Here is a 26,405-nt window from a genome sequence, read left to right on the forward strand (position 1 = left end):
CACCGCGCCCGCATGCGCGTCAAAACCGATGCCGGATCCCGACCGCCATCACCAGTTGATTCGCGCCGGATGCGCGCGAGAAATTCGAGATCTGCGCGCCGGCAATGCCCGTTCCGGCCAGTCCGTTCGCATGCTGGAACAGCGCTTCCGTATAAACGTCGGTGCGCGGCGACAGCGCATCGATCGCGATGACGCCGGCTTGCTGCCATCGCGGCCGCGCCGCGCCCGCCGCACCGTCGAACGACGCGACGGTGAACACGTAGTCCGCCGCGACGGTCCATTTGCGCGTCAGCGCGTAGCGCGCGTTGATCTCCGCGTTGTGGAACGTGATGTTCGCGCCGTGCAGCACGATCGGCGCATCGGCGACGTTGTTGATCGATGTGACCGCATCGAGCCGCGTGCGCGTCGCGATCGCGGACACCCGCAGCCGGTCCCACGTGTAAGCGGCCGCCGCGCTGACGGTGCGCTGCCGCGCCGCGTTGAACGGCGCGCCGGCCGGCTCCGCGCCGTCGGCATTGGCGGGCGGCAGATTGCCTTCGCGGTCGAATGCGAGGTAGCTCGCGCCGGCCGAAAACGGCCCGTGCTCGTAGGTGGCCGCGAACGCGTAGCCGCGGTTGTTGCCGAAGCCGCCGGCCTCGTTCGAAAATCCGTACGTCGCGCCGAACCGGAAGCCGCCGAGCAGCGGGCTCGTGTACTTCACCGAGTTGTTGGTGCGCGTGTAGTTCGCGAGATTGTCGTTGTCGAACGGATGCGCGAACGCGACGCCGCCGAACGGCGTGCCGGCCAATGCAAACGGCTGAACGAGTTGCAGCGTCGAATCGAACTGGCGGCCGACCGTCACCGTGCCGTACCTGCCGGACGCGAGCCCCACGTAAGACTGGAAGCCGAACAGCCGCCCTTGCTGCCCGAGCGCACCGTTGGTGACCGCAAAACCCGTCGCGAGCAGAAACAACGCGTTCAGATCGGCGCCGAGCGGCTCGTTGCCGGAGAGCGTCAAGCGGCTCACGTTGGCGTCGCCGGATTTCGCCTGGAACGCGTGCGCGTCGCCGCGGTGGCTGCCGATGTCGTCGACGAACGCGATCCCGCCGTCGATCAGGCCGGAAATCGCGACCGTGCCCTGCGCACGCGCGACGGCCGGAATGAACAGCGCGACGATGCAGCCGCGCACGGCGGCCCGAATCCGTGGGTTCATACGCGCTGCCGCGATGCGCTCGACGGCTTGCCGGACGCCGCTTCCGCGCGGCGCAACGGCGCGCGCTGCACGGCCGAGATGCGCGAACGCAGCGCATGGACGATCCACGCACGCTCGGCCACTTCCCGCTGAATTTCGCGCGCGTGGCCTGACGCGCGATCGCCGTCGCGCGGGCTTTCCGGCCGCGTCGCGTGCGCGTGCGCGTGCGCCGGCGCGGCGTCGGCGTTGACGTCGGCGATCAGGCGCGCGGCGTCGCGCGCGGCGGCGGCAATCGTCGCCCGGTCCAGCGCGTCGAGCGTATCGTCGAGATACTCGACCGGCGCGAGCGCGCCGACCAGCGCCTTCATCTGCTGCATCGCGACGGTTGCGCTCGCGGTGCGCGGGTCGGACGCAATCGACTCGAAGCGCGTCGCCGCGATGGTCGCATCGAGCCGATCGATCGCAACGCACGCCTGGCGGCGCAGCACGGTCAGCGATTCGCGGCGCGCGCGCGCGTGCGCGGGCGCGTCGTCGCCGACCGCGCGCAGGTAGGTCGCGGTGGCCGCCATCGCGAGATCGGCCACCTCGCCGATCCGGTGATGCTCGCGGTCGGGCCATGCGAGCAGGCTGATGACCACGCCGACCAGCACCCCGGCAAAACTGTTGCCGACCCGCAGCGCGGCCAGCATCCATGACGGCCCGATCGGCGTCCCGAGATGCGCGACCAGAATGAAATGCGACGTCAGGAACAGGATGTACGACACGTAGCTCACGCTGCGCGTGGCGAGCGTGCCGGTGGCGAGCGGCAGCACCGCGAGCGCCAGCAGCAACGGATCGTGAACCAGCAGCGACACGGCCGATGCGAGCACCGCGCCGAGCAGCGTGCCGCCGATGCGCAGCCCGGACAGCTTCACCGTCTGCGACAGCGTCGGCTGCATGATGAACATCGTCGTCAGCGCGAGCCAGTATCCCTGCTGCACGCCCGAGATGCGCGCGAGCGCGACGGCGATCATCGCGGCCACGGCAAGACGCGACGCATATCGATGAAACGGATTCGGCGCGACGATCTCGCGGCGCAGCGCGGCGAGCCGGCCCGCGCCGCGCGCGGGCTTGCCCGGTGCCGGCGCGGTGAGCGCCGCAGGAACGGTCGCGGTAGAAGGCGACTCCACCGCCGGATGAAGCAGCACTGCCGCGTATCGCGCGATCAGCGTTTCGCACGCGCGCAACCACGTCAGCCCCGCGTCGTCGCGATGCGCAACGCGAAACTCGGCGACGCGCCCCGCGAGCGTCGCGCGGAGTTCGGCGAGGTCGTTCGCGAGCGACTGCGCCGCGTCGGCGGCCGCGCCGTCGCGGCCAACGGCGCGCGGACACGCTTCCACGAGCCGCGCCAGTTGCGCGAGCACCGGCGCGAGCAGCGCGGCGGCTTCGCGCCGTTCGCCGACGCCAGCCGCGGCGATGTGCGACTCGAGGCCGGCGAGCAACGCCATCGCGCGTTCCGCATCGGCGCGCCACTTGGCGGACAGCGGCGGAAGACCGCCGCGCGGGTGCATCGACACGGCGATCATCGCGTCGAGGCGCGCGCGCAATGCCGCGCGGCCGCGCTCGAGCGAGGCGGAATCGCCGTTCGCGGCCCGTGCGAGCCGTTCGACGAAGTTCGCCATCGCATGCAGGAACGCCATCGTCGCCATCCGCGCGCGTGCGCTGCCGTCGGTCTGCCACAGGACGATGCCGGCCAGCGTCGCCCAGACGCTGCCGCCGAAGTAGAACAGCGCGTACTGCACGGCCGACGCGCCGCCATGGACCGGAAAGCATGCAGAGACGGCGCATGCGGTCGCGGTCAGAATGCCGCGCGTGCCGGCCGCGCCGCCCCACTTGCGCGCCGACGCGCCCAGATACGCGACGGCCCCGACGATGACGATCGACAGCGGCGGCAGCGCATGCGTCGCGATCGCGCTGGCGGACGCCAGGCCGCCCAGCATCCCGAACGACAGGCCGGTGGCGAGGCGGCCGGCGGCCGGGCGCTCGGACTCGTCGGCGAGGCAGGTCCAGAACGCGGCGATCGCGGACCAGCACAGCATCGGCATATGCAGCCGCGCCGCGGCGACGGCCGGCACGACACAGATCAGCCCGCCGCGCAGCGCTTCGGCGAGCGGCAGGTAGTGTCCGCCGAGATTGACGAAGCGCCGCAATCGGTCGCGAGCGGTTGAGACTAGACCCATCGTCGATCCTGCGCGCTCAACGTGCGTCGCCTGCGAGCGGGACCGGAATCACGGTCAGCGACCGGATGCCCTGCGCACCGCGGATCAGCACGCCTTCGATGTCGGCCGTCGCGGACGGCCCGCTCATCAGGCACGCGTAGCGCGCCGCGAAGAACTCGGGGCGGTGATACGCGTGATGCAGGTTGCCGACGATCTGCGCCGGGTCGAGCAGCGCGACCAGATGTTGCGACAGGTAGCCGAGCGCGTTCACGCGATACTCGCGCTCGCTCAGATAGAGCGAGCCGGTTTCCGCGACCGCGAACGCCGGGCGCACGATCCCGACGTCGACGTCGTTCAGCTCGTGCGGCCGCTCGACGGCTTCGATGCGCCGCGTGCCGGCCACCTCGGGCACCGCCGAACAGACCACCCGCGCGTCCGGAAAGCGCGCGCGGAGCAGCGCGTCGAGGTCGCCGTCCGCCGGCGGCTCGCACCAGATGCCGCCGACCCGCGCGAGCGCCTGCTTGAACGCGTCGAGCGCGGGCGGCAGATCCTGATCGAACAACGGCACCGCCGGCAGCGGCGCCGGCGTCCGGCCGGCCGCGCGCAGGCGGGAAAGGATCAGGTCGCGGCTGCTCATTTCTTGTTCCTCTTCAGATACCAGTCACGGAAAGTTTCGGCCGGCGGCTCCGGCAGTTCGCGCTGCTTGCCCCACTCGTTGAGCGGGTTGTACAGCACCGCGCGCGGCAGCGTCGAGATCGCGCCGGCGGCGCCCTTGATCGCCGCGCGATAGAGCTTCGGCCGGGACAGCACCTTGCCGGCGACCGTCATCGCTTCGCGCTTGACGAACGGCAGCGCGTGCCGCTCGGCGATGATCTGCCGCCACTTGTAGATCTGCTCGTGGATGTTGATCTTGACCGGGCACACGTTCGTGCAGCTGCCGTTCATCGTCGACGCGAACGGCAGCGAGCTGTATTTCTTGAAGTCGTAGGTCGGGTTGATGATCGCGCCGATCGGACCGGAGTAGACGCCGCCGTAGCTCAGCCCGCTGCTGCGCCGGTAGACCGGGCACGTGTTCATGCACGCGCCGCAGCGGATGCACTTCAGCGAATACCAGAAGTCGTCCATCGCGAGCCGCTCGGAGCGGCCGTTGTCGACCAGCACGAAGTGCATTTCGCCGCCGTCGCGCGGGCCGCGGAAATGCGACGTGTACTGCGTGATCGGCGAGCCGAGCGCGTTGCGCGACAGCATGCGGATGAAGAGGCCGAGGTGCTCGAGCTTCGGAATCAGCTTCTCGATGCCGATCGACGCGATGTGCAGCGGCGGCAGGTTCGCGCTGAGGTCGGCATTGCCTTCGTTCGTGCAGACGGTGATGCCGCCCGTCTCCGCCACCGCGAAGTTGCAGCCCGTCATGCCCGCTTCCGCGGCGAGGAAGTGCGGGCGCGTGGCCTGCCGCTGCGCCTCGGCCAGCCGCGGAATGCTGCTTTCGGCCGGATCGGTGCCGAACGAGGCCGCAAAGGTCTGCGCCACGTCCGTCGCGAGCTTGTGTACGGCCGGCACGACGATATGCGACGGCATCTCGTCGTCGAGCTGCTGAATCCGCTCGCCGAGATCGGTTTCGACCACCGCGATGCCGCGCGCCTCGAGGTACGGGCGCATCTCGCACTCCTCGGTCAGCATCGACTTGCTCTTGACCAGCGTGCGCACGTTGCGGCCCTGCAGGATGTCGTAGACGATCCGGTTGTGCTCTTCCGCGTCCTTCGCCCAATGCACGACCACGCCGTTCGCGGTCGCATTGCGCTCGAACTGCTCGAGATAGTCGGGCAGATGCGTGAGCGTGTGCTCTTTGACCGCGGACGCGAGCGCGCGCATCGTTTCCCATTCGGGAATCGCATGCACGGCCTCGTCGCGCGCGGTGCGCAGCCCCCACAGGCGCTTGTCGTGGAACTCGACGTGTTTCTCGTCGGCGATGAACTTCTTCGAGTAACCGACGTGGTCGACGCGTTTCATGCTCGTGCTCCGTTCAGGATGCTCGCGATGTGGATGAACTTCAGGCCGAGTCCGAGGCGCTCCGAGCAGCCCTTCTGATGCATCAGGCACGACGAATCGGCCGACACGACGTACTCGGCGCCGTTGCGCGCATGATCGCGCACCTTGTCGGCGCCCATCCGCGCGGATACCGGCTCCTCCGAGACGCAGAACGTGCCGCCGAAGCCGCAGCATTCGTCGGGACGGTCGGGCTCGATGAACTCGATGCCCTTCACGCCCTTGAGCAGCGTCAGCGGCTTCGAGAAGAACGGGCCGCCGATTTCGGACATGCTGGCGGTCTTCAGGCCGCGCAGCGTGCCGCAACTGTTGTGCAGGCCGACCTTGTGCGGAAATTCCGCCCACGGAAAGTCGCGCACCTGCAGCACGTCGTGAATGAACTCGACCAGCTCGTAGGTGTTGCGGCGGACCGCGAGCGCGTCGGGCGTCTGATCGGCCGCGCTCAGATGGTCGCGCACGTGATGCACGCAGCTGCCGCTCGGCGCGACGATGTAGTCGTAGCCGGCGAAGTTGCGCACGAACAGGTTCTCGGTGGCCGCGGCCTGCTTTTCACAGCCGCTGTTTCCCATCGGCTGCCCGCAGCAGGTCTGGTCGAGCGGATAGTCGACCTCGCAGCCGAGGCGCTCGAGCAGTTCGAGCGTCGCGACGCCCACGTCGGGAAAGAACGCGTCGATGAAGCACGGGATGAACAAGGCTACTTTCAATGCAGCGGCTCCTGAAAACGGTTTGCTGGTTCGGGGTACGGCGCGGCCGCGGCGGATCAGTCGTGCGCTTCGCGGTACTTCGCGAACTTCGACGTCTGGCCGATCCCCGGGTTGAAGCAGTTGCACGGGTCGAGCCCTTCGTAGAACGCCTTGAGCGCCGGCTTCGCGTGGTACAGGTGCCCGACGTTGTGCTCGGCCGGATATTCGGCGCGGCGCGCGTCGAGCAGCTTCCACATCGCGTGTTCGAGCGCGAGGCAGTCGTTGCCCTTCTTGACGATGTAGTCCTGGTGGAACACGTGGCACAGGAAGTGGCCGTAATACAGCTTGATCGCGATCGGCGCGTCGATGTCGGGCGGCAGCGTCTCGAACCAGTCGCGATCGTTGCGGCGAAGCGCGATGTCGAGCGCGACGATGTCCTCAACGTCGCGGGTATGCACGTTGCGGTAGCGGATCGCCGCGCCGGCCGCCGCGAACCGGTGCAGGAACGCCTTCTCGCCTTCCGCCGGCGTGCATTCGAAGAACGCGCCCGTGCGCTTCGCGAAGAACGACGTCAGGAAGCTGCGCGCTTCCTCCGCGGTATCGGCCGATACCTTCAGCATCAGATGATGTTCGTAGCGCTTGCCGTAGTCGCGAATGCGCGGCGGCAGGTGATTCGGAAACAGGTTGCTGACGGCCTGCATCACGCGATCGCTCAGATGCCGCGGCAGGAAGCCGAGCCGGTCGAACCACGCGTCGCATTTGCTCTTGAAGCCGAACAGCATCGGCATGCGCTTCGTGCCGAAGTGGCGGATCATCAGGAACGTGTCCTTGCCGTACTTCTGCGCGATGTCGAACGCGTCGCGGTGCAGGTATTCGCCCGCGATCGGCAGGCGCTTGAACTGCGTGAGCGCGTGACGGCGGATGTCGGTCAGCTCGTCGATGTCGTTGGTGCCGATGTAGAACACCTTCGCACCGGCTTCGATCGGAAACGTGTCGAGGCGCACCGCGAACACCATCACCTTGCCGGCCGAGCCCGATGCTTCGTGCAGCCGCAGCGGATCGGCGTTGTAGCGCGCGGGCGTGTCGGCATCGACGTCGCGCACGTGCTCGGCGTAGTGGTGATCGGAACCGGACGCATCGCCGTCGACGATGTCGCGCTCCGAGAAATCGCCGTTGTCGAGGCGCGCGAGGATTTCCTCCGGCACCGCGCCCAGGCGCACGTCGAGATGGTTCACGAGCTTCAGGCGCCCGTCCGCACCGACCTGGGCGAACACCGACATCTCCGTGTAAGCCGGGCCGCGCTGCACCAGCGCGCCGCCGGAGTTGTTGCAGACGCCGCCGATCACCGACGCGCCGATGCACGACGAGCCGATCACCGAGTGCGGCTCGCGCCCGAGCGGTTTCAGCGTCTGCTCGAGCTGATCGAGCGTCGCGCCCGGCAGGCAGATCACCTGCTTGCCGCTTTTGATGACGTGCACCTTGCGGATCCGTGCGGTGCTGACGATCACGATGTCGCGGTCGTAGTCGTCGCCGTCGGGCGTCGAGCCGCCTGTGAGACCGGTGTTCGACGCCTGGCAGATCACGATCACGTTCGCGGCCACGCAGGCCTGCAGCACCTTCCATTGCTGGAGCAGCGTGCCGGGCCGCACCACCGCGAGCGTCCGGCCTTCGCCGAACCGGAAGCCGGTCCGGTAGCGCCGCGTGTCCCGCTCGTTCGTCAGTACGTCCTGCTGGCCGACGATTTCCGTCAGCGAACGGATGAACGCCTCATGCCGCCCGGTGGGCGGCGCAAGCGGCGAAGACGATTCGCCTGATACGGTTGACACGTGAATTCTCCTGTTGACCGAGCGCGGAAGAGGGATTGAACGGCGCCGCAGCGGCGTCCGATCGGAATGCCGTAAGGCTAGGCGTGCGGGGCGGTGAAGTCCAATATCGCGTGGACGCGATTTCAAGACGAAATGCATATCGCTCGCCGCGCGGGCGGGCGTGCAGGCGGCGCGGCGGCGGCGATTGGGGCGTGGTGCGGGGTGGAATGCGGGTGGTTTGCGAGCGGTTCGCCGGCGGATTGCCTGCGGATTGCGGCTTCCGCGCGGCGTGCCGCGTCGAATCGACGGGCCGATGCCGCTAGCGGCGCTGACCGTGGGCGCCGGCGCTCATGGCTTTCACGGCGTCGCGGCGCCGTCGGCCGTTTCGCGCGCGAGCGTGCGGACGGCGCGCACGAGATTCTGAATCACCGGCGATTTTTCGCGCGGCCGGTGAACGAGCACGATCGGCGAGCGCAGCGGCTCACCCTGCAAGCCGTGGTAGGTGACGCGATCCGTCGGCGCCTGGCGCACCGACTCGGGAATCAGCGTCACGCCGAAGCCGGCCGCGACGAGGTTCACCGACGCGGGGATCTGCGGCGACTCCATTTCGATGGTCGGCGTGAAGCCGGCTGCCCAGCACGCGCCGACGATCGCGTCGTACAACGCGGGGCCGATCGCGCGCGGGAACAACACCAGCGGGTCGTCGGACAGCGCGTGCAGTGCGAGCACCGCTTCCGCGCCGTGGCGGTGGCCGGACGGCAGCACGGCCAGAAAGCGCTCTTCGACCAGCGGCTGCACGGCCAGGCCGCGGCAATCGAGCGGCAGGCGCACCAGCGCGGCATCGACGCGCGCCTCGAGCACCTTGTCGATCAGCGCCGGGCTGTTGCTCTCTTCGCAGTGGATCAGGACGTCCGGATAGTCGCGCCGGAAGCGTTGCATCAGCGACGCGACGAATGGATGGAACACGATCGAGCCGGCAAAGCCCAGCACGAGCCGGCCGCTCAGGCCGCGCCCGGCGTTCTGCGCTTCGGCGAGCGCGAGCTCGGCTTCTTCGACGATATGCTTCGCGCGCTCGCGGAACAGGCGGCCGGCGTCGGTCAGTTCGACGCGCCGCGGATGGCGGATGAACAGGCGTGTGCCGATCTCGCGCTCGAGCTTCAGGATCTGCTGACTCAGCGGCGGCTGCGCGATGCCGAGAAACTCGGCGGCCTCGGTGAAATGCAGATACTCGGCCACCGCGAGGAAGTAGCGTAGCTGACGGAATTCCATGCGGGTGTCGGGTCGGAAAAGCGTGGGGCTCGGGGCCGGGGGAAGGCTTGGGGGGCGATTTTAACTCGGGCGGGCGGGGGGTGGGTTTTGGCGGGGTATGGGGGCCCTCCAACAGAATTCGCTATCTGGACCGGCGCGAGATCGCGTGACCAATGCGGTCGATCCGGTGGCGGCGAGACTACCGCGCAAAGAGCCGACGCTATGCGAGTCGTCGTCCGCGGTGGCACGCATGTTTCGATGCCGCGTTCGTCGTCGCGAGGCGCGGCACATGCGGACAGCCTCGCCGCATTCCCCGCCAACGCTCACCCCACCCGAAACCCACCCTGCTCCACCGTCAACCCCGCAAACACCGACCAATCGCAATCGCCCATGCCCGCCTCGACGGCTTCCGCCATTCGATCCCGCACCACCGCGAGCATCGGCAACGTGCGGCCCGCCTGCGCGGCGGCGTCGCCCGCGAGGCGCAGATCCTTCAATCCGAGCGACGCCTTGAAGCCGGGCCGATACGCGTTCTCGACGATATTGCGCGAATAGGTCCGATACGGACGGCTGCCGAACAGCGTGCCGAGGATCAACTCGAAGAACCGCGTGCGAGAAAGCCCGTTCGCCTCGGTGAGCACGACCGCTTCGGCCATCGCTTCGATCGCCATCGTGATCATCATGTTGCACGCGAGTTTCGCGGCATAAGCGGCGGGCGGCGCTTCGCCCATGTCCCATACCTGCTTGCCGATGGCGTCGAGCGCCGGCATGACGCGCGCGAGCGCCGCCGGCGCGCCCGCGGCCAGCACGTTCAGCTCGCCCTGCGCCGCGACGTCGGGGCGCCCGAGCACCGGCGCAGCCACATAAGCGACGCCCGCCGCGCGATGAAGCGCGACCAGCTCGTGCGCGAACGCGACCGAGATCGTCGATGCGACCACATGCACGAGCCCCGGCCGCGCCTGCTGCAACAGCTTCGCATCGAGCAGCACGGCGCGGATCGCCGCGTCGTCGGACAGCATCGTCAACGCAACGTCGGCCTGCAGCGCATGCACCGGCGCGTCGACCATGCGCACGCCGTCGACGGCGCCGCCCGACCGATTCCACGCCGTCACCGCATGGCCGGCGGCGACCAGATTGCGGGCCATCTCGCGCCCCATCGAACCCATCCCGATGATGCCGATTTCCATTCGACTCTCCTTGCGCACACGCGCGTTCACGAGGTGCTGTGCAGCGGCTCGGCTGCCTCGGTATGTTCGACGAGCCAGTTCAGCACCGGCGCCAGCGCCTCATCGGAGTTCTTCTCGTAGATGAGCCCGTGGCCGTTGCCGAACACCCGATGGTCGGGCAGATGCAGCACTTCAGCGTGGCTGCCGGCGGCGTTGAGTTCCCGCCGCCCGACGTGCGGCGGTCCGGCCGAAGCCGCAGTCGACCGTGACGACATGCGGTGGATCGAAGTCTGTCAAATTCAGTTTCGTGCGGCAATTCAATATAATGAACAGCATCCGTTCATTTTTGTGGGTACATCGATATGGAGTGGGGCGACGTCCGGATCTTCCTCGCGATTGCGCGTACGGGCACGCTAGGCGCGGCGGCACGCGCGCTGGCGCTGAGTCACCCGACGATCGGGCGACGCTTGCGCGCGCTGGAAGCGTCGATGGGGCAAGTGCTGTTTCAGCGAACCGCGGACGGCTTCGTTCTGACCGAGGAAGGCGTCGCCATCCTGCCGCTCGCCGAGCAGATGGAAGAAAGCGCGCTGACGATGGAGCGCCGGCTGACCGGCGAGCAGCAGAAGCTCGAAGGCACGCTGAAGATATCGTCGTCCGACTGGTTCGGCGCGTATGTGTTGCCGCCCGTGATCGCCGAGTATTCGCGCGACTATCCGCTGGTTGAAATCGACGTGCTGACCGGCACGCGCCTGTTCAATCTCGCCCAGCGTGAAGCGGACGTCGCGTTCCGGATCGTTCCATTCACCGGGCACGACATCGTGCAGCGCCGGCTGACGCGGATGCGCTACGGCGTCTACGTGGCGGCCGCGCATGCCGATCCGGTCGAAGGCGACGGCGCCGGGCACCGCCTGATCGCGATGGATACGTCGACCGGGAGCTTCCCCGACATCGACTGGCTGAAAGCGCGCTTTCCGAATGCGGGCGTGGTATTGCAATCGAATAACCGGAATGTCCAGGCCCAGATGTGCGGCCGCGGTTTGGGCATTGCCGTATTGCCGCGGCCGGTCGGCGATCAGCTCGCGACCATTCGCAGGCTCGATTTACGCGACGAGCCGCCGCAACGCGATATCTGGATGGGCTACCACCGCGATCTCAGGCGGCTGCATCGCTTGCGCGCGTTCGTCGATCTCGCGGTCAAGCACATCGGCAACGAATGAATCGCAACGACCCGCGGCCGCGAAAGCCTCACGCGGCAATCCAACGTCGAGCCCGATAATTCACCGCGTACCACTAAACATTCGCGGCCGAACGGAAGTGACGGCACCGACCTATCCGCAGCGCAGCGGTCGTTCAGGCATCTGCTTCGACGCGTATAGAACGACGCTTCACGTCTTACCAAATCACACATTCAAGTGCTTAGCAAGCCGAATATGCTGGCTCAGCCATCACACTGCTGGATATACGAAATATTCGGCATTCGAAATTATCATCTAAGTTCTTCGCCGCTTGATTTTAATCAATATAGATATGCCCGCCGCTGCCTTATAAACCTTAAAGGGAATACTTGATATTTCCTGTTTTCATCATACGGATGATCGCAGTGCGAGCATCCAATCGACTGGCATCAAGGCGCGGCATGTATTTGTTTCTTATGTTTGGTTTGTTGTGCTGCGCAATCGTCGTCCTGTTCTGGACCAATCCACGGGACGGCGATCGGTAGAGCATTCAACCGGTACGGGTGTGCGTCGCCTTGCTCACGACCACATCCGCACGAAGCAACGCGCCACTGCGGACGTAAAGAACGCGAATACCCACCATCGACGCCTCCCGCAATACCGCCCGATAGCATCCCGAACCGATACACCGATGCCGTTTCGACAACGGCCGACGTGCTGCCGACGCACGTGCGCCGGACTCAGAATTTGTGCGCCACGCCGACCATGAACATGTCCTGGTCCTTGTCGTTGCGGGTCGCGACACGGTTGAAGCGCACGCTCGCCGCCCAATCCTCGGTCACCTGATAACTTACCTGCGCGCTGAGCAACGCATTGAGCCGCGTCTGGCTCGACGCTTCGTCGCGATCGCGTGACAGATACGGGCCGACGCCGGCCGACAGCGTCCAATTGCTGCCGACCGGCGCGACGTACCAGAATTGCGCGGCCACGCCGCGCCGGCCCGCGACGCCATTGTTGCCTTCGTAGACGAAGCTCGCCGAATAGGCCCACGCAGTGCCGAACGGCCGCCGGACTTCGACCATGTACCCCTTCTCCATCGGCACTTGCGGACGGTTGGTCTGCGACGTGCCGGCCCACACCGCGACCTGCGTCTTGCCGTCGGATACCGCCGGATGCGACTGGCCGCCGAAGTCGGAGCCGATGCCGAACAGCACCGCGTCGGAATTGAAGCCGCCGAGCATCTGCACGTGGTTGTATTGCACCTTGACGAAGAAGCGATCGGGAACGACGTAATAGCGCATCGCCGCCGACGCGCGCACGCCCCATCGCTTGTCGTTGCGCGCCTCGTTGTCGACGTGCGTGGTGTCCATGCTGAAGTACGGCCCCGCCGACAGTTCGAGCACCCACCGATTGGCGAGCGGCCAACGAAACGAGCCGAGCGCCGCGAAGCCGTCGCGGTGATGGTCGAGCGGATGCCCTTCGTTCAGGTACGCGACATAGACCGACAGGTAGTCGTTCAACACGTCGCCGAAACCGACTTCGTAGGCGCGCCAGTGCATATCGCCGCCCTCGGTCGCGCGGCCGTCGCCATACACCGCATAGACGTCGATCGTCCGGTCAGCTGACTTGGGGGTGGCAGGCAAGTCCGGCGCGCCGTCGGCGGCGCGGGCATGCAGTGGAGACGCCAGCAATGCGAAACCGGCGATCGAACTCGTGACAACGAAGCGCAAGCAGACGCGACGATATCGTCCCATTTCGACACCCCCTCACGTTGGGCACCGCGGTTTCGTGGACAAGTCGCTGGCGATTATAGGTGGCGCCGGGCCGTGAGGACCAGCCCGGAGATGCACGTAGGCGCGCGGATAGCAGCGCGCCTGCGGTGAACGCAGGCGCGGCAGTGATGATAGTGAGGGCCGCGCGGTCTATCGGCGCGTGTCGCCGAACGTGGCGTCCGGCGGCGTCCGGCCGTCATGCCGGGCCCTCGGCGCACATCGTCAACGCGCCGGATCGCGAACTGCCGAGCGTCGCGCGAAGCGCTCGACTTTGGTCACACGAAATGATCGACGGCCGCGGCTCGCTACGTTCCGCTACGTTCCGCTACGTTCCGCTACGTTCCGCGGCGCGCCGGCAAACGCTCAGGCGTCGCCCTGCGCCGAGCCGATCCGAAATACCGAGACGGTCGCCGCGAGCTGCTCGGCCTGCGCCTTCAGCGACAGCGCCGACGACGACGCCTGCTGAACCAGCGCCGCGTTCTGCTGCGTGACCTGATCCATCTGCGTCACGGCCTGGTTCACCTGCTCGATGCCCTTCGACTGCTCGTCGGATGCGGCGGCGATCTCGCCCATCAACACCTGCACGCGCTGCACCGACGCGAGGATCTCCGACATCCGGTCGGTCGCACGGTCGACCTGGCGCGCGCCCGTCTCGACGCGCCGCAGCGAATCGTTGATCAACTCCTTGATCTCGCGCGACGCGGTGGCGCTGCGCTGCGCGAGCGAGCGCACCTCGCCCGCGACCACCGCGAATCCGCGGCCCTGCTCGCCGGCGCGCGCCGCTTCGACGGCCGCATTCAACGACAGGATGTTGGTCTGGAACGCGATGCCTTCGATGACCGAGGTGATTTCCGCGATCTTGCCGGACGCGTCGGACAGGCCGCGCATCGTGCCGACCACTTCCTGCGTCGCCTGATTGCCCTCTTCGGTCAGCATTGCCGCGTTGTGCACCACCTGGTTCGCCTGCTTCGCGTTGTCGGCGTTCTGGCGCACGGTCGACGTCAGCTGCTCCATCGACGCAGCCGTTTCTTCCAGCGACGCGGCCTGCTCCTCCGTGCGCTGCGACAGGTCCATGTTGCCGGCCGTGATTTCATGCGCAGACGTCTCGATGGACCGGGAGCCTTCGCGCACGATCCGGATGGTCTGCAGCAGCTTGCTCTGCATCGTCTGCAGGCCGCTCATCAATTGGCCCATTTCATCTGACGATTCGACGTCGATCCGCGTCGTCAGGTCGCCCTCGGCGATCGCGCTGAAGTGACCAAGCGCGCGCGCCAGCGGCACGCCGATCGCATTCTGCAGCGACCACCACGTGAACGCCGCCGCGCCCAGCGCGACAGCGATGCCCGCGATCGCGAAGCCGACGAACCAGTGAAAGCGGGCCTGCGCGGCATCGAACGTCACGCGCGACGCGCTCATCTGGATCCGGCCGAGCGCATCCATCGAATCCGATGCGTCGATGAACAGCGACGGCGGGATGTGCCGCCACACGTTCGGAATGTTCGCGGGATCGCGCGCGGCGATCGCGGTGAACATCGGCTCGAGGCCGTGCTCGACGAGCGCGTTGAACTTCGTGTTCGCGTCGGCTGCGCGGCGCGCTTCCTCAGGGCCGGAAAGCCGCAGCCCACGATAGGTGTCCCATGCCTTCTTCGACGCGGCGAGCAGCTCGCGGGCCGTGGCGCTCTCTTGCGCGACGTCGGGGCTGTCCGGATCGAGCGCGATGCGATACAGCCACAGACGCGTTCTCGACAGCGCGACGTTGGCCTGCCCGAGCGCCTCCGACGACGCCAGCCGTTCCGAATAGAGCGTCTTCACATCGTCGTTGCTGATCGCGACGCCGATGACGCCGATGAAGCCGCCGATGACGAGCAACACCCCGAGAAAGCCCATTGCGAGCGCCAGCCGGACGCGAATGCTTAAATTTCTGATCATGAAGAGGCGAACGTTGAGCACGAAACCGTTGCATGCGACGCATGCGTGTGAAGCCGATCGAAGCGGCACGTGCGGGACCGATGCCTCGATAACGACCAAAGCGGCGCGCGAATTAGTGCGGAGCCCGTAATGGACGTTTCCTGAAGCCGCGATTAATGGGGGGAATTTGGCGTGGTAGCAGCAGCGCGAGCCGGTTCATTGCTCGCACTTGCGTGGGTGACGGCGTGGCGCAGGCCACGCGATGACATTCATCCGACCAATCCTACAACAACACGATTTTTTTCGGAACGCGAAATCGCGCAGCGACGATCCGCACGACGACGTGATGACCGCGCCGGCATCCATGCTCAGCGCGCAGCTGCCTCCGTATTGCGCACGCTGCCGAGGAAGCGCCCCAGTTCGACCGTCTGCGGACGCTCGAAGATGTCCTCGGCGCTCCCGCTCTCCCACACTCGCCCTTGATGCATGAACACGATCCTGTCGCTGACCGCACGCGCGAAGTTCATCTCGTGCGTGACCATGATCAGCGTCATGTGCTCGCGCGCCAGCTGCTCGACGACGCCCAGCACCTCGCCCACCAGTTCGGGATCGAGCGCGGACGTGATCTCGTCGCACAGCAGCACGCTCGGCTTCATCGCGAGCGCCCGCGCGATCGCGACGCGTTGCTGCTGGCCGCCCGACAGCTGGTCGGGAAACGCGTCGAACTTGTCGCCGAGGCCGACGCGCTCGAGCATCAGTTCGGCGACCGCGCGCGCCTGCTGCCGATGCGCGCGCTTCACGACCGTCTGCGCCAGCATCACGTTCTGGCCGGCGCTCAGGTGCGGAAACAGGTTGTACTGCTGGAACACCATGCCGACCTTGAGCCGCAGTGCGCGCAACTCCGAGTGCCGCGCGTCGACGCATTCGCCGTCGATCGAGATGGTGCCCGCGTCGATGCGCTCGAGCCCGTTGAGCGTGCGCAGCAGCGTGCTCTTGCCCGAGCCGCTGCGGCCGATGATCGACACGACCTGGCCGCGCTCGACGGAGAAATCGATGCCCTTGAGCACATGATGGGTGCCGAAGTACTTCTCGACACCGCGGGTTTCAACGAGCGGCATGCCATCTCCTTTGCAACGTGCGCGCATAACGCGTGAGCGGATAACAGAGTGCGAAATAGATCAGCGCGACGAGCCCGTACACGACGAACGGCCGGAACGTCGCGTTCGAGATCGCGATGCCGGTCTTGGTCAGCTCGGTGAAGCCGATGATCGACACGAGCGCCGTATCCTTGACGGCCTGCACGCCGAAGCCGACCGTCGGCGCGACCGCGATGCGCGCGGCCTGCGGCAGGATCACGTGCCGCAACTGCTCGACGTAGCTCATCGCGAGGCTCGCCGACGCTTCCCATTGCCCTTTCGGCACCGCCTCGACGCAGCCGCGCCAGATTTCGGCCAGATAGGCGCTCGTGAAGAACGTGAGCCCCGCGGTCGCGGCGACCCACGGCGGCACGTCGAAGCCCAGCAGCGGCAGACCGAAGAACACGATGAACAGCTGCATCAGCAGCGGCGTGCCCTGGAACACCTCGATGTAGACCTTCGCGCAGCCGCGCAGCAGCGTCGAGCCCGACACGCGCATCACGAGCACCGCGAGGCCGACGATGCCGCCGGACAGGAACGACACGATCGACAGCACGACCGTCCAGCGCGCGGCGAGCAGCAGGTTCGCGAGAATCTGCCCGAACGAGAATTCGATCATCGCGCACCTCGCACGCGGCGGGAGAACAACCGCCGCCCCATCGATCCGAGCGCGCCGCGCAGCAGCAGCGCCATCGCCAGATATGCGGCGGTGATGACGAAATACGTCTCGAATGCGCGGAAGTTGCGCGACTGGATGTAGCCGGCCGCGTAGGTCAGATCGGCCACCGAGATCTGCGACACGACCGCCGAACCGAGCATCGTGATCACGATCTGGCTCGACAGCGCCGGGAACACCTTCGCGAGCGCCTGCGGCAGCACGACGTGACGCAGCATCTGTGCGCGCGACATCGCGAGCGCGGACGCGGCCTCGACGTGTCCGTTCGGCACCGCGGCGACGCCCGCGCGCACGATCTCGACCGAATACGCGCCGAGATTGAGCGTCATCGCGAGGATCGCGGCCGCGTATTCGCCGATATGCACGCCGAGCGCCGGCAGGCCGAAGAAGATGAAGAACAGCTGGACGACGAACGGCGTATTGCGGATCGCCTCGACGTACGCGCCGATCAGCGGCCGCAGCCGCACGGCCGCGCGCGCGTCGACGCTGTAGGCGGCCGCGCCGAGTATGCCGATCGCCACGCCGAGCACGGTCGCGACCGCGGTCAGCGCGAGCGTGGTCGCGGCGCCGCTCGCGAACACGCCGGCGTAGTCGGCAAGCTCGCCGAATTGAAGCTGGTAGCTCATGACGGTCGATGGATTCAGGTTTGACGATGCAAGCCGCTGCGGCGGCCGCCGGGCGCGCCGCGGCGGCGGATCAGGCGGGGCGGCGGCCGGTCACAGCCCGGCCGGCAGCGGCTGGCCGAGCCACTTCTTCGACATCGCGCCGAGCGTGCCGTCCTGCTTTGCATGCGCGATGGCGTCGTCGATCTTCGCGAGCAGGCGCGGTTCGTTCTTGTTGACGCCGACGAAGCACGGCGAATTCTTGATCACGAACTTGACCTCGGGCCGGCGCGGCGGATTCTTCGCGAGAATCGCCGCGGCCACGATGTTGCCGGCCGCGATCAGCTGCACCTGCCCGGAGAGGAACGCCTGGATCGTCGCGTTGTTGTCCTCGAAGCGCTTGATGGTCGCGTTCGGCGCGAGTTGCGTCAGCGCGATCTCCTCGAGCGCGCCGCGCGTGGCACCCACCGTCTTGCCGGTGAGATCGGCCGGCGTGCTCACCTTCACGTCGGCCGGCCCGAACACGCCCTGGAAATACGGCGCGTAGGCGCTCGAGAAGTCGATGACCTTCTCGCGCTCCGGGGTCTTGCCGAGCGACGAAATCACCATGTCGACCTTGTTGGTCGTCAGGTACGGAATCCGGTTCGCGCTGTTCACCGGCACGAGCGCCAGCTTCACGCCGAGCGCGCGCGCGAGCAGGCCGGCCATGTCGATGTCGTAGCCTTGCGGCTGCATGTCGGTGCCGACCGAGCCGAACGGCGGATAGTCTTCAGGCACCGCGACGCGCAGCGTGCCGCTCTTGGCGATGGTGTCGAGCGCGTCGGCCTGGGCCGGGGCTGCGGCGAACAGCGCCGTCACGGAGGCAGCGAGCAACGCAGCCAGCCACGTGCGTCGGGAAAACGGTCGAATCGTCAGGCTCACGGTCAATCATCCTCGTCTGGTATGTCGTCGGGCGGCGCGCAACGATTGCGCGGCCGGCACCACACCAGCAAGAAGCGGGCCATCGTCGTGAATCGGCTGTCGCGTCGGCATCGCACACACGCGCCGGCGATCTGCATTCCTCATTTCGGTGCATCGCCCGACGCGGCGCGCGGCCGTTGCCCATTCGCAGCGCGCGCGAGCGCACCAAATTAACCGGCTGGTTCACGCGCGGCGCGACGATGGCGATGAGGTTGCGCGCGGGTCGAACGTCGATGGCCGCGGATGCGCGTGGCGCGGCGCGTCGGTTGGACCGATCGGCCCGCAACGCGATGGCGAGAGGAAGGCATTACGCACGCCGTGCGCGGCCGGCCGCGCGCATCCCGCCCGAAATACCGCAGCGGATGCGCGCTCGGGATACCTATCGACCCTGCACCGGCAAGGTCACGCGCACGCCGAATCCGCCGCCGTTCAGCCCGTCGACGTAGGTCAGACGCCCGCCGAGCTTGGCCACGATCCGCGCGACGATCGACAGCCCCAGGCCGCTGCCGCTCGCGTCATGATCGGCACCGCGAAAGAACCGGTCCTGCAAGCGCGCCAGATCCTCGGTCGGCACGCCGGGGCCGTCGTCGCACACCTGGAGCGTGACCGCGTCGGCGTCCTGCCAAGATGCGATTTCGACGTGCCCATGCTCGCGGCCGTACTTGATCGCGTTATCGACGAGGTTGTCGAGCAGCACGCGAAGCAGCGTGGGCGGCGCGTGCATGACGACGCGGCCATCGACCCGCGACGTCACGGACATCTCCTTGCGCTCCGCGCGCGCCTGATGATCGTTCACGCATGCGGCGATCAATTGACGAAGATCGACGTCCGCGCCGTCCAGCGGAACCGTCTCGTCGAGCCGCGCCAGCGCGAGCAACTGATCGGCCAGATGCGTGCTGCGGTCGACGCCCTCGACGACCCGCTGCATCGCGCGCCGCTGGCGCTCCGGATCGCGCGCGGTGAGCGCTACCTGCGCCTGGACCTTGATGGCGGCGAGCGGCGTCTTCAGCTCGTGCGCCGCGTCGCTGGTGAACGCGCGCTCGCGAACGAGCGAGTCGCGCAGGCGTTGCAGCAACGTATTGAGCGCGGCGACCAGCGGACGCACTTCATCGGGAATGCCGTGCGTGCCGATTGCGTCAAGGTTGTCGGCCGAGCGCGCTTCGATCGCGTCGGACAGCGTGCGCAGCGGCGTCAGGCTGCGGCCGATCGCGAACCAGATCAACACCGCCAGCACCGGCAGCGCGAACGCCAGCGGCCGCGCCACGCGCCGCGCGACTTCGGCGGACAGGTCCGAGCGGCGCGTGCGCTGCTCGAAGATGCGCACCGTCCGGCCGCGCGCGGCATCGGTCAGCACGTACGCGTGCCACTTCGGATTGCCCGACTCGGCCGCGCCGGATGCGCCGGATGCAGCAGCCGCAGACGCCGGCACGTCGAGCGCCGCGAGACCCGGACTGGCCGCGAGGACGTGCCCGTCGGCATCGCTGACCTGGTACAGCATCGGCGGCGCGGCATCGTTGTCGCCGTCGTCGTCGTCGCGGCCGGCGAGCACGATCTCGGCGAAGCGCGGCAGGTCGCGCGCGTCGAGCACCGCGAAGGTCCGGGCGATCTGCTCGACGCGCGTTTCGTACCATTCGTCCGCTTCGTGAATCGCCTGACGATAGCTCGACACGAGCGAATAGGCCCACACCACCACCACGCCCGACAGCACGAGCAAGGTCAGCCGTTGCCGGATCGAACGCATCACGACGCCTTCTCCACCACGTAGCCCACGCCGCGGATCGTGCGGATCAGGTCGGCGCCGAGCTTCTTGCGCAGGTTCGACACGTGCACCTCGATCGCATTGCTCTCGATCTCCTCGTTCCAGCCGTACAGGCTGTCCTGCAGCTGCGCGCGCGACAGCGGGCGGCCCTGATTCGACAGCAGTTCGACCAGCAACGCGCATTCGCGCGACGTCAGCGCGATTCGCTCCGCGCCGCGGGTGGCCGTCATCAAGGCGGGATCGACCGACAGGTCGCCGTATTCGATCGTGTCGGTGCTGCGCCCCTGCGAACGCCGCACGAGCGCACGGCAGCGCGCAACCAGCTCGGTCAGGTCGAACGGCTTGCCGAGATAATCGTCGGCGCCCGCGCTCAGGCCGCTCACGCGATCGGCCACCGTGTCGCGCGCGGTCATCACCAGCACCGGCGTATGGTCGCGACGCTTGCGAAGCCACGCGAGCAGCTCGACGCCGGACATGCGCGGCAAGCCCAGATCCAGCACGACGAGGTCGTACGGCGTGGTTTCGAGCGCCAGTTGCGCATGCCGGCCGTCGTGCGCCCAGTCGACCGTCATGCCGGCCTCGCTCAGCCCGTCCTCCACGCCGCTGCCGATCAGCTTGTCGTCCTCCACGAGCAATACCCGCATGATGCGCAACTCCTCTTCGATCCGGACCTCGCGTCCGTTGCGGCACGATAACCGCAGGCGTGCCCGCGCATCAAGCGGGTCGCGGCCGAAATCGGGCCTTAAGAATCCGTTAACGTCGGCGCACTATCGTCGCGCTCACCGATACTGCCGACCCGAAACGCCCATGAAGACGCCCGCATTCCGATTCCGCTTCTGCGCCGCGCTCGCCGCGCTGCTCGTCGTGACCGCCGCGCCCGCGCAGGCGGGCGAGATCAAGCCGCTGATGCGCGACATGAAGCAGACGATGCAACGCGCGCTGAACAGCCGGACGACCGCCGAGATGCGCGGCTACGTCGCCCGGCTCGAAAGCGACGCGCAACAGGCGAGCCGCCAGCGCTATCGCAGCGACCAGTCGACCTACGACGAAGGCATGCGCACCTTGCAGCGCGAACTGACCGAAGTCGATCGCGCGATCGCGGCGAACGATCTGCCGGCCGCCAAGCAGGCATTGCGCCGCATCAACGACACGAAGAAGCACTACCACGACCTGCTCGGCTGAGCCGATCGCACTCCCCGCTTGCCACTGAACGATATTCCGTCATGAAGACCGCTACCCGTTATCCGCTGTCGATCAGCCTGCTCCATTGGCTGCTGGCCGTCGCACTGATCGGCAACCTGATCGTCGGCCTGCTGCTGGACGACAACGAAGACCTGGTCGGCCTGCACAAGTCGATCGGCGTCGCCATTCTCTTGCTCGTGGCGCTGCGTCTCGGCAACCGGCTGCGCGCGCGCGACCGGCTGCCGCCGTCGGTCAATCCCGCCGGCACGCTGCGGCATTCGGCCGAACGCGCCGTCCACGGGCTGCTGTATGCACTGATGCTGGCGATCCCGGTGCTCGGCTGGCTGAAGACGAACGCGGCCGGACACCCGGCCAGCTGCTTCGGGCTCTTTTCGCTGCCGACGCTGGTCGCGAAGAACCGCGAGCTGTCGCACTGGCTCGGCGAACTGCACGCACTCGCCGCCTACGCGCTCGTCGCGCTGGTCGGCCTGCACGTCGCCGCGGCCGTGGCCCATCGTGTGGTCCACGCGGAAAACGTCCTGCCGCGCATCCTGCCGTGGTCGGCCCGTTCCGGCCGACGCGGGCTGCAGGCGAAGGATATCGGCTGACGCCGGCATTGCGGTGCGCGGCGGCCGGGCCGCTTCGAGAAGCGGCAGGAAACCGGCGTCGCGCGTCGCCCGCACGTCTCGGCAGCCATGCGGCAGACCGAACGCGATCAGCAGACCCACACGCTCCACGCGACCGTTGATCTTCGTCAACGCCTCGGTGTCCACACCCTTCAACGACGGGCGCCGGTCGATCAATATCGACGTATCGCAACCGGGCTTCATGCGCGCAGCCGAAGCGAGCCGCGAGCACGCCGGTCATTCCGTTACCGCTGTGGGGTGTGAAATGTCGATGCCCGGGCCACGTAGCGCCGTCGCCATCATCCGCCACGAACATACGCAGTTGTCGACCGTGATCGACGGCATGCGGCACTTCGTCCGTCTGCTCGTGGCGGGTGAGCCGGTGCCGGGCGTGATCGTGTTCCGCGCGATGCTCTATTACATCCGGGAATACCCGCAGCGCATTCATCATCCGAACGAAGACCGCTACCTGTTCGCGCCGTTGCGGGCGCGCACCGGCGAGTTCGACAGCGTGCTCGACCAGCTCGAGGCGCAGCACGACAAGAGCGACATGAAGCTGCGGAATCTCGAGCACGCGCTGACGCGCTACGAGTTGAAAGGCGCGAGCGCGCTGCATACGCTCGGCGCGCTGATGGACGATTACGCGGAGTTCCATGCGGACCATCGCTGTCTAGAAGAGACCGTGATCCTGCCGGCCGCCACCCGCGTGTTGACGCCCGACGACTGGGTCGGGATCGACGCGGCGTTCGCCGCGAATCGCGATCCGTTCGACGGCCAGCCGCTCGACGAGGATCTCGACCGGCTGTTTTCGATGATCGTCCAGGCGATCCCCGATCGGGCGCCCGATTAGCAGCGCGGCCGCCCTTCGGCCGCTGGAAAGCCAGCGGCACGCATTACCCGGCGAACATGAACGCGCTTGACGAAGGTCAAGCCGCGCGCGCCTCGCGTGCGAACAATGGCCGTATGCACGATCGCCGGTTGCCACCGGACCGGGAGACCTTCATGAGCGCCAGCAACTCACCCCTCCACCCCCACCACGCGCCCCAACGGGTGCTGATCGCGATCGACGGCTCCGCCGCGTCCGATCATGCGCTCGCGTATGCGCGTAACCTCATTGCGCCGAATGCGTCGGTGCACGTGGTCAGCGTTGCGGAAAATCCGCGCACACTCGTTCCGCGCGGATCGAAATCGGCCGCGTTCTTCGAAGCGGCGCGCGACGAATTGCTGCACGACGCCGCCGACGCGCTGTCGCGCGCCACCGGCGCATTGCGGCGCGACGACATCGCGATCGACAGCGAAGTCATCGACCTGTCCGTGCACGGCGCCGATATCGCCCATGCGCTGGCCGAAACCGCGCAGGCGTGGCGCGCCGATCTGCTGATCGTCGGCGCGCGTCAGCATCACGGCCTGCTGCGGTGGATCGAAGGCACGGTGTCCGGCCCGCTCGGCCACCTCGCCGGCTGTCCGCTGCTGATCGTCCCGGAAGGGTTCCAGCCGGCCGCCGAGCATGTGCCGGCGCGCATGCTGTTCGCCGTCGACGGCAGTGCGATCGCCCTCAACGCACTGCGCGCGGGCCTCAAATTCGCGCGGTCGGACACCGAATTCCGTGTGATCCACGTCGTGGACCGGCCCGTATCGCTGGGCGATTTCGTTCCCGTCGAGACGCTGGAACAGGCGTCGATCGACGAAGGCCGCCGCGTCCTGCAAAAAGCCGTCGCGCTGTTCGACGGCGCGGCCCGACACGCGCAGTCGCAGCTGATTCAAACCGACCGCACCGGCGACGACGTATCGCAACGGATCGTGCACGACGCGAGCGGCTGGCATGCCGACCTGATCGTGATGGGCACCCACGGACGGCGAGGCGTCACGAGCTGGGTGCTCGGCAGCGTGGCGCGCCGCGTCGCGCGGATCGCGCCGACGCCGGTCCTGCTCGTGAACGCGCCGCATGCGTAGCGCGCTAGCGCGTCACACGTCCGCGCCCACCGCGTGGAACAGCTCCTCCTCCTGCGCGCAATGCAGGCGGACGATCGCTTCGAGCCCGTACAGCGTCCGTTGGATCGCCTGAGCGCCCGCGGCGTCGGCGTGTTCGCGCGGCAGATCGGCGACCATCTGCCTGAGCGCCCTGACCATCCGGAAGATCTCGCGGTGCGCGCCGCTCATCGCCGCAAGCGGATCCTCGCCGCCGAGCAGCGGCGCGAGACGCGCGTAGACGTCGCGGTCGTCCGCGCGCTCGTGCGGCAGCAGCCGCGCGTCCAGCACGCCGATCAGCCGCGCCGATTCGCTCGCGATGGTCGCGGCCGGCAAGCCGGGGATGCGATCGGCGAGATCCCGCAACTGGTCGAGCAGCGGCGACAACGCGGCGTGCTCTCGCTTGAGCTGCTCGACGTCGAGGCCGCTCGGCCGCGCCTCCGACGGCTTCGCGCGGACTAGCAACACGCGCAGCGCATTGACGATCACGACGACGTCGATCACCTCCTGAATCACCGCGCCCGCAATCGGCGGCAGTAATCCGGCCGCCGCGACCGCCATCGCGAGCGCCGACAACGACATGCCGGCCACCACGCTCTCGAGCGCGATGCGGCGCGCGCGGCGCGCAATGCGGATCGCGTCCACGAGGCGGTCGAGCCGGTCGACCAGCAGCACCACGTCGGCGGCCTCGGACGACGCGGCCGCGCCACGCGCGCCCATCGCGATGCCGACGTCGGCGGCCGCGAGCGCCGGCGCGTCGTTCACGCCGTCGCCGACCATGATCGTCACGCCGTCCTTGCGAGCCGACTGGATCGCGGCGAGCTTGTCCGTCGGCGTTTGCTCGGCGCGCACGTCGGTCACGCCGATCAGTTCGCCGACTGCCAGCGCGATATCGCGCCGGTCGCCGGTCAGCATCACGAGGCGCTCGACGCCTTCGCGCTTGAGTAGCCGCAATGCGCGCGGCGTCTCCAGCCGCAGTTCATCGGCCAGCTCGATCGCGCCGATCATCGCGCCATCCACGCCGACGAATACCGCCGCGCCGCCCTGGCCGCCGACGCGCGCGACGAACGCATCGCTCCACGGCGCCGGCGTCGAGCACGCCGCGACGAAACTAAACTTGCCGATCGTGACCGTGTGACCGTCGACGCTGCCCGTCACGCCTTCGCCGGGCGTCTCCAGTACGGCCGACGGCGCCGACAGACCGACGCCGCGCTCCCGTGCGGCAACCGTCAGCGCGTCCGAAATCACGTGCGCCGACGCCTGTGCGAGCGACGCCGCGAAGCGCAGCACGTCGGCGGCGGCGACCTGCGCGCCGCATTCGATCGCGACGATGCGTGCGCGCCCGCCGGTCAGCGTGCCGGTCTTGTCGAAGAACAGAATCGTCGCTTGCGCGAGGCGTTCCAGCGCGCCGCCGCCCTTGACCAGCACGCCGCGCTTCGAGCAGCGCGACATGCCCGACACGATCGCGACCGGCACCGCGAGAATCAGCGGACACGGCGACGCGACGACGAGCACCGCGAGCGCGCGGCCGACGTCGCCGGTCGCGAGCCACGCGCCGCCCGCGACGAGCAGCGCAATCACGACGAAGCCCGCCGCGTAGCGATCCGCGACGCGCACGGACGGGCTGCGCTCGCGCTGCGCGCGCTCGACCATCCGTACGATGCCGGCAAACGTGCTGTCGCCAGCGGTCGTGCGCGCCACCATTTCGAACGGCGCGCCGGCGTTGACCACGCCGCTGCATGCGGTTTCGCCCGAACGTCGCCGCTGCGTGGACGATTCGCCGGTCAGCATCGATTCGTCCAGTTCCGCGTCGCCGGTGAGTGTGCCGTCGACCGCGACGCACTCGCCGCTGCGCACCAGCAGCCGGTCGCCGGGGACGATCGCATCCGGAGCGACGGGCCGCCATTCGCCATGCTCGAACCGCGTCGCCTGCCGCGGCGCGCGGCCGAGCAGCGCGGTCATCTCGCGTTGCGCGCGGCGCTGCGCGTGCTGCTCCAGCGTCCGCCCGCTCGCGAGCATCAATGCGATGACCGCGGCGGTCAGCGTCTCGTCGAGCGCGAGCGCGAGCCCGATCGCGAGCCACGCGAGCACGTCGATGCCGGGCTGCCGGCGCGCGACCGCCTTGGCGACGGTGACCGTCAACACGAGCAGCACGGGCAGCGCGCCGAGCAGCCACACGAGGCGCGCGAGCGCAGGCAGGCCGAACGCGACGCACGCGCCGCCGGCGGCGAGCGTGACGGCAGACAAAACCAGCAACGTGAAATCGAGCGACCAGCGCATTCGGGGCATGACGAGTTTTCCGGTTGCCGCGCGTGGGCCCGAGCGTT

The 26,405-nt window shown here is 67.9% G+C and carries 23 protein-coding genes; 5 read left to right on the top strand and 18 right to left on the bottom strand.

The features are described from left to right. Positions 1-19 precede the first annotated feature (19 nt). From EX20_RS13875 to EX20_RS13915, 9 genes are all read right to left on the bottom strand, one after another. A complete protein-coding gene (locus tag EX20_RS13875; RefSeq protein ID WP_034193955.1) occupies positions 20-1,192 on the bottom strand; it encodes a porin in 1,173 nt (390 codons plus the stop codon). Beyond that, the gene (locus EX20_RS13880) at positions 1,189-3,390 is read right to left on the bottom strand and encodes an FUSC family protein (protein WP_034193911.1); all 2,202 of its coding nucleotides are present in this window, start codon (positions 3,388-3,390) and stop codon (positions 1,189-1,191) included. The genes EX20_RS13875 and EX20_RS13880 overlap by 4 nt, the downstream gene beginning before the upstream one ends. Before the next feature lie 16 nt (positions 3,391-3,406). Beyond that, positions 3,407-4,006 carry a LutC/YkgG family protein gene (locus EX20_RS13885; RefSeq protein WP_006481910.1) on the bottom strand — a complete coding sequence of 200 codons (600 nt, stop codon included), beginning with the start codon at positions 4,004-4,006 and terminating at the stop codon, positions 3,407-3,409. Beyond that, complete coding sequence (locus tag EX20_RS13890) at positions 4,003-5,376, bottom strand: lactate utilization protein B (protein ID WP_006481909.1); 1,374 nt, start codon at positions 5,374-5,376, stop codon at positions 4,003-4,005. The genes EX20_RS13885 and EX20_RS13890 overlap by 4 nt, the downstream gene beginning before the upstream one ends. After that, complete coding sequence (locus tag EX20_RS13895) at positions 5,373-6,116, bottom strand: (Fe-S)-binding protein (RefSeq protein ID WP_006481907.1); 744 nt, start codon at positions 6,114-6,116, stop codon at positions 5,373-5,375. The genes EX20_RS13890 and EX20_RS13895 overlap by 4 nt, the downstream gene beginning before the upstream one ends. 56 nt (positions 6,117-6,172) lie before the next feature. Beyond that, complete coding sequence (dld, locus tag EX20_RS13900; RefSeq protein WP_014725973.1) at positions 6,173-7,921, bottom strand: D-lactate dehydrogenase; 1,749 nt, start codon at positions 7,919-7,921, stop codon at positions 6,173-6,175. Positions 7,922-8,257: 336 nt separating this feature from the next. Beyond that, positions 8,258-9,169, bottom strand: coding sequence for a LysR family transcriptional regulator (locus EX20_RS13905; protein ID WP_034193912.1), 912 nt, complete (start codon positions 9,167-9,169; stop codon positions 8,258-8,260). A gap of 302 nt (positions 9,170-9,471) precedes the next feature. Next, positions 9,472-10,353, bottom strand: coding sequence for an NAD(P)-dependent oxidoreductase (locus EX20_RS13910; RefSeq protein WP_230939102.1), 882 nt, complete (start codon positions 10,351-10,353; stop codon positions 9,472-9,474). An 8-nt stretch (positions 10,354-10,361) separates the two neighbouring features. After that, on the bottom strand, positions 10,362-10,589 hold the full coding sequence (locus EX20_RS13915; protein WP_034193914.1) for a hypothetical protein: 228 nt from the start codon (positions 10,587-10,589) through the stop codon (positions 10,362-10,364). Positions 10,590-10,676: 87 nt separating this feature from the next. On the opposite strand from EX20_RS13915, the gene EX20_RS13920 reads away from it, so the two are divergent. Continuing rightward, the gene (locus tag EX20_RS13920) at positions 10,677-11,531 is read left to right on the top strand and encodes a LysR family transcriptional regulator (protein WP_034193915.1); all 855 of its coding nucleotides are present in this window, start codon (positions 10,677-10,679) and stop codon (positions 11,529-11,531) included. A 698-nt stretch (positions 11,532-12,229) separates the two neighbouring features. Here EX20_RS13920 and EX20_RS13925 read toward each other — a convergent pair. From EX20_RS13925 to EX20_RS13960, 8 genes are all read right to left on the bottom strand, one after another. Continuing rightward, entirely contained in the window at positions 12,230-13,243 is a 1,014-nt protein-coding gene (locus EX20_RS13925) for a hypothetical protein (protein WP_014725978.1), read from the bottom strand. Between the two features lie 381 nt (positions 13,244-13,624). Continuing rightward, on the bottom strand, positions 13,625-15,190 hold the full coding sequence (locus tag EX20_RS13930; protein WP_034193956.1) for a methyl-accepting chemotaxis protein: 1,566 nt from the start codon (positions 15,188-15,190) through the stop codon (positions 13,625-13,627). Positions 15,191-15,537: 347 nt separating this feature from the next. Then, complete coding sequence (locus tag EX20_RS13935; RefSeq protein WP_034193916.1) at positions 15,538-16,287, bottom strand: amino acid ABC transporter ATP-binding protein; 750 nt, start codon at positions 16,285-16,287, stop codon at positions 15,538-15,540. After that, positions 16,274-16,924 (bottom strand): amino acid ABC transporter permease, encoded by a 651-nt coding sequence (locus EX20_RS13940; protein WP_034193917.1) that lies wholly within the window; start codon positions 16,922-16,924, stop codon positions 16,274-16,276. The genes EX20_RS13935 and EX20_RS13940 overlap by 14 nt, the downstream gene beginning before the upstream one ends. Beyond that, positions 16,921-17,607, bottom strand: coding sequence for an amino acid ABC transporter permease (locus tag EX20_RS13945; protein WP_014725982.1), 687 nt, complete (start codon positions 17,605-17,607; stop codon positions 16,921-16,923). The genes EX20_RS13940 and EX20_RS13945 overlap by 4 nt, the downstream gene beginning before the upstream one ends. Positions 17,608-17,697: 90 nt before the next feature. After that, on the bottom strand, positions 17,698-18,504 hold the full coding sequence (locus tag EX20_RS13950; RefSeq protein WP_011880344.1) for a transporter substrate-binding domain-containing protein: 807 nt from the start codon (positions 18,502-18,504) through the stop codon (positions 17,698-17,700). A gap of 418 nt (positions 18,505-18,922) precedes the next feature. Next, positions 18,923-20,284, bottom strand: a complete 1,362-nt coding sequence (locus EX20_RS13955; protein WP_034193918.1) for an ATP-binding protein — start codon at positions 20,282-20,284, stop codon at positions 18,923-18,925. Then, on the bottom strand, positions 20,284-20,946 hold the full coding sequence (locus EX20_RS13960; protein ID WP_011880346.1) for a response regulator transcription factor: 663 nt from the start codon (positions 20,944-20,946) through the stop codon (positions 20,284-20,286). Before EX20_RS13960 ends, EX20_RS13955 begins: the two co-directional genes overlap by 1 nt. A 163-nt stretch (positions 20,947-21,109) precedes the next feature. Here EX20_RS13960 and EX20_RS13965 point away from each other — a divergent pair, with 163 nt between their 5' ends. The 4 genes from EX20_RS13965 to EX20_RS13980 all read left to right on the top strand — a co-directional run bounded on the left by EX20_RS13965 (position 21,110) and on the right by EX20_RS13980 (position 24,063). Further along, entirely contained in the window at positions 21,110-21,484 is a 375-nt protein-coding gene (locus EX20_RS13965; protein ID WP_034193919.1) for a cytochrome b562, read from the top strand. A gap of 41 nt (positions 21,485-21,525) precedes the next feature. After that, positions 21,526-22,092 carry a cytochrome b gene (locus EX20_RS13970; protein WP_034193920.1) on the top strand — a complete coding sequence of 189 codons (567 nt, stop codon included), beginning with the start codon at positions 21,526-21,528 and terminating at the stop codon, positions 22,090-22,092. Positions 22,093-22,375: 283 nt separating this feature from the next. Then, positions 22,376-22,960, top strand: a complete 585-nt coding sequence (locus tag EX20_RS13975) for a hemerythrin domain-containing protein (RefSeq protein WP_034193957.1) — start codon at positions 22,376-22,378, stop codon at positions 22,958-22,960. 152 nt (positions 22,961-23,112) lie between these two features. Further along, positions 23,113-24,063: a universal stress protein gene (locus tag EX20_RS13980; protein WP_034193921.1), complete on the top strand. Its 951-nt coding sequence runs from the start codon at positions 23,113-23,115 to the stop codon at positions 24,061-24,063. Positions 24,064-24,075: 12 nt separating this feature from the next. On the opposite strand, the gene EX20_RS13985 is transcribed toward EX20_RS13980, so the two are convergent. Beyond that, a complete protein-coding gene (locus tag EX20_RS13985; protein WP_034193922.1) occupies positions 24,076-26,367 on the bottom strand; it encodes a heavy metal translocating P-type ATPase in 2,292 nt (763 codons plus the stop codon). Between the last annotated feature and the right edge of the window lie 38 nt (positions 26,368-26,405).

Origin of the sequence: Burkholderia sp. WP42, from assembly GCF_000745665.1 — a bacterium.
In the GTDB taxonomy this organism is placed as follows: domain Bacteria; phylum Pseudomonadota; class Gammaproteobacteria; order Burkholderiales; family Burkholderiaceae; genus Burkholderia; species Burkholderia vietnamiensis.